Source organism: Elusimicrobiota bacterium (assembly GCA_016788905.1).
Classification (GTDB): Bacteria; Elusimicrobiota; Elusimicrobia; order FEN-1173; family FEN-1173; genus JADKHR01.
In genome coordinates, this window is record JAEURZ010000036.1 from 1 (window position 1) to 9,412 (window position 9,412).

Sequence of the window (9,412 nt, forward strand, 5' to 3'; positions counted from 1 at the left end):
CATGAAATGCTTGGGATACAAAACTCCAAACGAGGTCTTCAATTCATGGCTTGGTGCAATAGCCGCTTGAATTCACCCTCCCGAATAAACCAAGCCTGTGTGAATCACTGCACGAGGTATCCGCTTCGACGTCTGGGTTACTGGCCGCTTGCATAGGGCTAAGAGAGGAAGCCCTTGATAAATATGAATTCTGGACATATAAGGGATATGTATGAAATACGGGTTTTCGATTTTCTCCCCTTGGCTGGGGTTGTTATTGTTTTTCTACGTTGCCCAGGCGGCGGACGGTCCTATCGTCAACGGCCAAAACGCGGAAAATGTGGTGGGCCAATCCACTCCTGACGGCGGTCCTGATTTCGACAACGTGGGTCCCTATGACACCGCCCTGCTTACAGGCCTATTTTTTCCATATGATATCGTCATTGACACCACAACCCATCGTCTATTTGTCACGGATGCAGCCCATCGCATTTTGGTATATGATCTCAACACGTCTAACATTCTGGTGGACCGCACCCCAGAGCATGTCATAGGGCAACTTGATTTTTATGGGGACGCACCGGGCACCGACAAACACCGATTACTTTACCCGAAAGGGATGGACTATGATGCTGTCTCCAACCGTCTCTTTGTGGCGGATTACTGGAATCACCGGGTTCTCGTTTTTGATGTAACGTCAATCACTAACGGGGAAAATGCCATCCATGTTTTAGGGCAACCCGACTTCACCTCCAGTCCCACTGGGACCACCCAAAACAGCATGAATTATCCATACGAAGTGTGTTATTTTGGTAACCCTGGCAACGATCGACTTTTTGTTTCGGACTACAGTAACAACAGAGTCCTCGTTTACGATGTCACAAGTATCACGGATGGGGAAAATGCCATTTTCGTTCTGGGGCAATTGAATTTCACCACCGGTACAAGTGGCGTGACTCAGTCACGTTTTAACGGGCCAACCTTTCTTGACATTGATAGGGGATCAAACCGTCTTTTCGTGGCGGACAGGACAAACAACCGCGTCATGGTTTTTGATGTGACGTCGATTACTAACGGGGAGAACGCCATTAACGTTCTAGGTCAAACGACCTTCACCTCGGGGTCCGCCGCCCGCACCCAAGGACGACTCTCCTCCCCATTTGGGATTTCCTTTGATAACGGGACCCAGCGACTTTTCGTGGGAGATTACGCCAACCATCGAACCATGATCTTTGATGTGGCCGTCATCACTGATGGAGAGAACGGGGTGAACGTTCTTGGACAACCCGATTTCACTTCAGGAACCCCGACCACCACACAAAATGGTCTTTACAATCCATATGGGAATGCGTTAGACAAGGAAGGCAAAATCCTGTATGTCGCCGATCTCAGGAACAATAGAATCCTTTCTTTTGATGTATCAACCACCACCATCGTGAATGGATCAAACGCGGTCAATGTGGTGGGCCAAACGGACGGAACAGGAGGACCCGTTTACACGACACAAAATATTTTTGATGGGGTAGCTCAAAATGGATTTCGGTGGGAATACGACATAGCCATTGATACCTCCGGGCATCGCTTGTTTGTAGCAGACTACACGAGTCATCGGGTCCTGGTGTACAACTTGGACACCAACAATACGATCGTGGATCGCACAGCGGATTATGTCCTTGGCCAAACCAATTTCACCAATCAGGACATCATGACCAACCAATATTCTATTTATACACCGACGGGGTTGGCCTTTGACGCGGCCACCAACCGGTTGTTCGTGGTTGCTCAGAGGCACCATCGCGTCATGGTTTTTGATGTGGCCTCGATCACGAACGGAGAAAACGCCATCCATGTCCTGGGGCAACCCTCGTTCACCACGTCGGGAACGGCGAACACACAAAGCGGACTGAACGACCCCTATGGAGTTGCCTTAGAACCCGGGACATCGCGCCTTTACGTTACAGCCTCCGGTAACAATCGAGTCCTTGTCTATGATGTATCAACAATAACGGACGGAGAAGACGCCATCCATGTTTTGGGCCAACCCAACTTCACCTCCCAGCCCTCTTCCCTCGCCCAAAACCGCTTGCGCACCCCCACATCGGTCACTCACGATGGAAATAACCATCTCTATGTGGCTGATTATGGAAACAATCGGGTTATGGTCTTTGACACCGCGGTGATTACCGATGGAGAAAATGCGGTGAACGTTCTGGGTCAACCCGATTTCACTTCCGCTACAGTCAGCCTGACCGCAGCCGCGTTCACCCCCTGGAGTGTGGCAATTGATCGCACCGTAAATCGATTGTTTGTAAGCGATACAACGAATAACCGAATTCTTGTTTTTGACACGACTATCATCACAGACGGAGAAGACGCCATCAACGTTTTGGGTCAAACGGATTTCACCACAGGCACCGAGGGTTACAATGCCGGTAAATTGAATTTTCCCATGGGAATCGTTTTCGAGCCTGGTATGAACCGCCTCTATATCGCTGACCAGGAAAACAACCGCGTTCTGGTTCACTCCGTGGGGCCTGTTCCGCCCTCCACATCTACCGTCACCGTGGGGATGGGGTCACAGGCCGGAGCCATTGACCTCAGTTGGCCCTCCGCGGGGGACGACGGTGTGTTCAATCCATTGACCGGGGTTTACCGCATCCAATATTCCACCTCGGCCGCCACCGCCTGGAGCACCAGCGCCACTCCCGCCGGAGCCTACACGGCCACGATTCCCGCCACCGGCGTCATTCCCGGCGTGGTTCAATCCACCACCGTCATCGTGGGTCTCGATCAGCCCTGGTATTTCGTCCTCTGGACCCAGGACGATGCCTCCAACTGGTCCGCCATTTCATCCACCGTTTCCGCTTCGCCTTACATGCCCCCACCAACCCCCGCCTCAACGATTTTTACTGCCCGGTCCGAAAACACGATCTCCGCCTCCTGGGCCTCCTCCGTGGGAGCGTCCAGCTACACCTTTGTGGTCTCTGCGGCCCCGGACAATCCCCCCGTCTCCGTGGCGGGGTCCAGCAACACGGTGGCCCTCTCCGCCACCGTTAATTCTCTCACCCCCAACACCACCTATTTTGGCTTTGCGAAAGCCTGCGACGGCGTGGGCTGTTCCGCCTTCACTGCCTTTGGTTCCACCGTGACCTGGGCCAATCCGCCCCTTGCGCTCTCGACAACAGCGTTCACCTCCACATCTATTTCACTCAGTTGGAACACCAACGGGAATCCCACGGGAACCACCTACGAAATCGAACACGCCACCGATGGCGTTACCTTTTCCTCCGCGCTCATAACGACCTCGATCGCGCCCACCCTTTCAGGGCTCACCCCGGCCCTCACCTACACTCTGCGCGTCCGATCCCTCAGCCACGACGACACGACCAGCGCATACTCCGCCACCATCGCTGTTCTGCTTCCTGACACTCTCCCCTCTCTGCCTCTGAACCTCCTCGGCACCATCGGATCCGGGATGATTACCTACACCTGGAACCCCGTCACCACCAACGAACTGGGTGAACCGCTCACCTCTGAAGCGCGTTATGAGTTCTCTGAATCCGATACCCCCACTGGAACGTTCACCCCTCTCGCTCTTTCCACCGCCACCACCTACGGCCCCGTGACCCCCGCTGGGGTTGAACGGTTTTATCGCGTTCGCACAGAAGTCGAAACCCTTTTCTCCCTGCCCTCCACGGTCATCGACAACGTGCGCGCTGGCCGTTATGTCTATGCCTCCAACCTCGGCACCGCCCTCACTTCTCCCCAGGGTCTCTTAACCGGGTCTGGCAATCCCCGCCACATCATTTCCTTATCCGATCGGCCCGTCACCGACGGCGCTCTGGTGGCCGTCGACATTTCGGTGGTGGATGGTCTCACCGGCACTCCAGCGACGAACGTCACCTTTTCCCCCTCCGGCCAATTATCCGTCCCACTCCCCGGCGTTTCCAGCGGTGAACGATCAGTCGAATATTTCAATGGGTCTGCCTGGGTCTTGGCCGGCACAGCCCGCATCCTCTCCCCCAACCTCGCCCAGTTCAGCTTTGGCCGCACCGGGGGTTACCGGCTCATGGGCTCTAAGTCCAGCGACGTGGTCCAATCGGTCATTGCCCGCGTCTTCACCCCCAACGGCGACGGAAGAAACGACGTGACCGTCGTCCGTCTGGATAATCCCAATGGGGAGGCCACCCACGGCACCATCTACGATACCGACGGCGCCCGGGTCGCCGACATGGCCACCGGCCCCGCCCCCGGTTTAAGTTTGACCTGGGACGGCTGTGACGCCAACGGCGCCTCTGTCCCCGGCGGCGTCTACATCTACCAAGTCATTGTCGGTGGTCGCCGCGCCACCGGGACAATCGTGGTGTCCAAATGAAATACCTTCTTCCCATCGCTCTTCTTCTCTTCACGCTTCCCGCGTCCGCCTCTTTCTCTGAATCCGTCACCGGCGGCCGCGCCACGGCTTTGGATGGCGCGCTCACCGCCGCTCCCGGCGATGTCTTTTCTCTCCACTACAACCCCGCCGGGCTCACCGATTTAGACACACCCGAAGCCGGCCTCTTTTACGGTCGAATGTTCAAGGGGCTCTCCGACGGCTCCAACCTCAGCCGATCCTTCTTTGGCTGGGCCTCTCCCACACGATGGGGGGCGTTGGGATTGGCCTACGGCGGCTACAGTCTGGGCAACCTCTACAACGAAGAAACCCTCTCCCTGGGATACGCCCATACGCTCGGCAATCGCTTCCGCTGGGGCACCGCCCTAAAGCATTTAAAGAAATCCGTCGGTCACAATTCCGACACAGACTCCGCTGTGGATCCGCTTGAAGGCACCAGTTTCAACGCTGAAGATCCCACCTACGCGGAATCCCGATCCGCCTCCGCCTGGGACGTCAATCTGGGCGCCACCTGGATCCCCACCCCCCGCTGGCGGTTCGGCGTTACCGGGGTCAATCTTTTGGAATCCGATGTGGGGCTTTCCTCTTCCGACCCCGTACCGCGCGTCTTGAAGGCCGCCGGTTCCTTTTCCTCAAAGATCGGGCTCGCCCTCCTTGAAGTCTCCCGCCGCCGTGTCGGTGCAGAGCATCAGACCAGGCTTCACGGAGGCATCGAGAAATCACTGGGCCGTTTCGCCCTTCGCGCTGGCGGCGGAATGGGGCCAAACGACTACAAACGGGTTTCGGGTGGGTTCTCTGCCAAAATCCAAATCTTGCAAGTGGATTATGGCTTCATGCTTCCCCTCACGGGCGTCAAAGATACTTCAGGCACCCATCAGGTCTCTGTGATCATGCGGTTTGGCCAAAGGACCTCCGATGAATAAGTCTGCCTCTCTTTTCCTGGGACTTTTATTGTTTGGGGTTTCCCGTCTTCACGCCACGGACCCCTGGGCCCAGTGGGCCTTAGAAACAGATGTGGGGGGATCCACCGCCTTGGCATCGCAGACCGTTCGCGCGGAAGGTAAATCAGGATTGTCCGCAGGGGTGATGGTCCGATTTAGCCGCAACGAGATTTGGGACACGGGATTTGGCTACAACGTGCTCTCTCTCCAGAACAACAAACGCCTTCGGCCCGCCACGATGGTCGCCGACCGCCGGTTCAGTCCATGGGGAGCCTGGGCCCCCTATCTAAGGCTTGGGGCAGGGCTGTCCACAGATCAGAGCAGTGGGTCCCTTAATCGTCTCGTGGGGCGCGGGGGCGTGGGACTTCGTCGGCCCATGAACGACCGGTGGGAAGTGGGCATAAAATCTGAGGTTTGGTATTCCCCAAGGGCCGGGGAGACGGGCAACGACATGGTTTTCCTGACCGGGGGTATCACGTTTTCCCGATCCTTCGCACGGGCCGTCAAACCAAAGATCGTGAAAGAGCCGGATCCCGTTGAACAGCCCACACCTGAACCCGTGGAGGAGGTCACGAAGGACGTCCCGGTTAGGGAAGAGGGACTTCCCAAACCCGTAAGGATACTCACCGAACCACCCAAACCCCTCCACATCCTGTTCCGGACAGAAGGCTGGAAAATTGACAAGAGCGATGCGGAAGCCAAAGAGAAGGCACTTCAGGCCATGGCCCAGTTCCTCCTAGATTTCCCAACGGTCCCCGCGGAGATTCACGGCCACTCCGATAGCAAGGGCCCGCCAGGATACAACATGGCCCTCTCTCGCCGACGCGCGGAAGCCCTCCGCGAATTGTTCGTCACCCGCTGGGGACTCCCATCCAACCGTTTCGCCCTCTTCGCCCACGGGTCCAAGAAAGCCGTCGCCTCCAACGGCACGCCCCTCGGTCGCGCCAAAAACAGAAGAGCCGTCGTCATCGTCCTTTCCGAATGGCTCCCGTAGTGGGAAAATGATATAAAAATTCAGATAAACGGTTTACCCCCCCGCCACCTTCCCCAAAGGACTGGGAAGATGAACAGAACGCAAGGAGCCCCACTTTGATTATCATCACGAAACAATAAAATACTCGTCCGACAAATTCTCAATTTATAAAAAATGTGGTATGATAATTTCATAATGGACCGAAATATTCAATCGGATTTAATCCGCTGGAAAACATCAAAAACCCGCAAACCCCTCTTATTGGTTGGCCCTCGACAGGTTGGAAAAACCTATGCATTAAAATCCTTTGGAAGCTCCTCCTACGAGAGGGTCCATTATCTTAATTTTGAGGCGAATCCGGGATTGGCTAATATTTTTGATAGAGACCTCAATCCTTTACGGATTATCCAAGAAATTCGCTTCGTTTTAAACTCTCCTCCGCTCAATCCCGAAAAGGACCTCCTCATTTTCGATGAAATCCAACAGGCCCCGCGGGCGTTGACCGCTTTAAAATATTTCGCGGAAGAACACCCGGAATTTTCCGTTTGCTGTGCCGGCTCGCTGTTGGGTGTTCATTTGGGGGAAGATAACTTTCCTGTAGGCAAGGTGGATTTTCTCGATTTGCACCCCTTTTCTTTTGAAGAATTTCTTAGGGGAATTGGCGACGAACGATCTTTACCGTTTTTGATGAATCCCCCATGGGACGCCCCGCTCCCTGGGGTCGTGCATGAACATTTATGGAACATGTTGAAGGCATACCTGGTTGTGGGAGGACTTCCGGAGGCCGTGGCCACTTTCGCATCACTAAAAGACGATCCTCCAACAGCCTTTGAAGCGGTTCGTAAAAAACAGGGGGAACTTCTGACGGCGTATCTCGCGGATGTGGCCAAGCATTCCGGAAAGGAAAATTCCATGCACATCGAGCGGGTTTGGCAAAATGTCCCCACGCAATTGGCGAGAGCATTGGATGGGTCTTCCTCCAAATTCCGGTTTAGGGGCGTTGTTCCCGGGATCAGTGGATACAGCCGTCTCGCGGGGGCCATCGACTGGCTGAAAACCGCTGGCCTTGTCCATAAGATTCCCATCGTCAACAGCGCGCGACTCCCCCTCTCGGCTTTCACCGATGAAAACGTTTTTAAACTCTACCCATTCGATATCGGTCTTTTGGGAGCGTTGGGAGGGCTTTCCCCCAAAGCCATCCTGGATTTCAACTTTGGCACGTACAAAGGCTACGTGGCTGAGAATTTCGTCCTTCAAGAATTGATCACCGCAGGACGGAAAGATGTGGTCTGCTGGCGGGAAAACACCGCGGAGGTCGAGTTTGTGCTAGAGACGGACGGCGCCGTCTTCCCCATTGAGGTTAAATCCGGTTGGATCACCCAGGCCAAAAGTTTAAAAGTGTTCGCCGAAAAATACCAACCCCCGTTTCGCACCATCATAAGTGCCAGGAACCTGTCCGTTGACGAGCCCCACCGGTTTGTCCACCTCCCCCTTTATTTGGCCAGCCGTCTGCCCCAATTCATTAAAACCCGGCCGATCAAGTAATATCGCGCGCATTTCCGGACAACCACTTTCAACAGTTTTCTCCCGCCGTCCTTTTTTAGAATCACCCAGTAGACCGCGCAGAAAACAGGCTGCCCTTCGTCGTTTCGTTTGTAGCCCCCCCTGAGCCATCTATACTATTCCCCATTGAAAGAAATGGTTTCCGGAAATATAAGGATAGGGTATGGACTTCATTGCTCTGCTTAAACGCCTAGCCCCACTGGGGTTCTTGTTATTGATGGCCCCCTGGCGGGCGGACGCGGTTATTTCGGATGGCATGAACGCGGAAAATATCCTCGGTCAACTGGACGACAGCGACAACCCCGTCTGGACAACCGCTGTTCCCAACTACCGTCCTTCCGCGGAGGGGTTTAATCCTCCCTCGAGTGTGGCAGTGGATACCGTCGCCCACCGGCTGTTCGTGGCGGATTACTTTAACAATCGCGTGCTGGAATTTGATTTGGACTCCAGCAACAACCTGGTCGACCGCACCGCTGATCACGTCCTGGGTCAATCCAACTTTTCCGGATTCCAAATACAGACCAGCCAAAGCGGAATGTATATACCGAACGGATTAAGTTATGACTCTGCGGGCCAACGATTGTTTGTTGCCGATCGTTTCAACAATCGGGTCTTGGTGTTTAACGCCGCCACCCTTTCGAACGGTCAAAATGCGGACTATGTGCTGGGACAGACAAACTTCACGTCAGGGGGATCCGCCGCTTCACAGAACCGGATGAACAACCCCACCCATATTAAATTTGACGGAATTAACAATCGATTGTATGTGCCGGACTACTTGAACAATCGGGTCCTTGTTTTCGATGTGTCGTCTGTTTCGAACGGTCAAAATGCCATTTATGTTTTGGGTCAACCCAACTTTACTTCTACCACGGCCAACATCACTCAAAGCGGTCTAGGGGGGCCTTATGGTGTGGAATTTGCCACGTCGACAAACAAACTCTATGTGGCGGAATACACGAACAGCCGGGTGATGGTGTACGACGCGTCGTCATTGTCCAACGGGATGAACGCGTCTTACGTGATTGGTCAATCCACATTTAACACTAACACAGCCGCCACCAGCCAAAACGGCTTAAAAAACCCAACGGGCTTGGCCTATGATCCAGGAGCCAGCCGGCTGTTCGTCTCCGATTACAACAATAACCGTGTGATGGTTTTTGACGTTAACACCAGCACCAATAACCCCAACGCTGTCAACGTGCTGGGCCCAGCAAATTTCACGACAGGCACCGGCGCTACAACCCAGAGCCGATTGAGTGTTCCCAATGGATTGGCGTTTGATGCAGGGAACAATCGATTGTATGTGGTGGATAATGGAAATTATCGGGTTGTCTACCACAACGTCTCATCTATCGCAAACGGCCAAAACGCCACGGATGGGCTGGGACTTCAAGATGGTTCGGGGTCCTATTCATGGAACGCTTACATCAGAAACACTTCCCCCAACAACAGGGGGTTTGTAAATCCCTACGGGGTTTCGTTAGATAGCTCAACCCACAGACTGTTTGTCAGTGACACGAGAAATAACAGGGTATTGGTCTTTGACTTAGATGCCAACGA

The 9,412-nt window shown here is 54.3% G+C and carries 5 protein-coding genes; all 5 read left to right on the forward strand.

What is annotated here, in order from left to right:
• Positions 1–211: 211 nt before the first annotated feature.
• Complete coding sequence (locus JNK54_10560) at positions 212–4,354, forward strand: gliding motility-associated C-terminal domain-containing protein (GenBank protein MBL8024699.1); 4,143 nt, start codon at positions 212–214, stop codon at positions 4,352–4,354.
• The gene (locus JNK54_10565) at positions 4,351–5,295 is read left to right on the forward strand and encodes a hypothetical protein (protein MBL8024700.1); all 945 of its coding nucleotides are present in this window, start codon (positions 4,351–4,353) and stop codon (positions 5,293–5,295) included. The genes JNK54_10560 and JNK54_10565 overlap by 4 nt, the downstream gene beginning before the upstream one ends.
• Positions 5,288–6,307 carry an OmpA family protein gene (locus JNK54_10570; protein ID MBL8024701.1) on the forward strand — a complete coding sequence of 340 codons (1,020 nt, stop codon included), beginning with the start codon at positions 5,288–5,290 and terminating at the stop codon, positions 6,305–6,307. The genes JNK54_10565 and JNK54_10570 overlap by 8 nt, the downstream gene beginning before the upstream one ends.
• Before the next feature lie 174 nt (positions 6,308–6,481).
• A complete protein-coding gene (locus JNK54_10575) occupies positions 6,482–7,831 on the forward strand; it encodes an ATP-binding protein (protein MBL8024702.1) in 1,350 nt (449 codons plus the stop codon).
• A gap of 181 nt (positions 7,832–8,012) precedes the next feature.
• Positions 8,013–9,412, forward strand: a 1,400-nt coding sequence (locus JNK54_10580) for a beta-propeller fold lactonase family protein (GenBank protein ID MBL8024703.1), incomplete at its 3' end; no start/stop codon positions are given.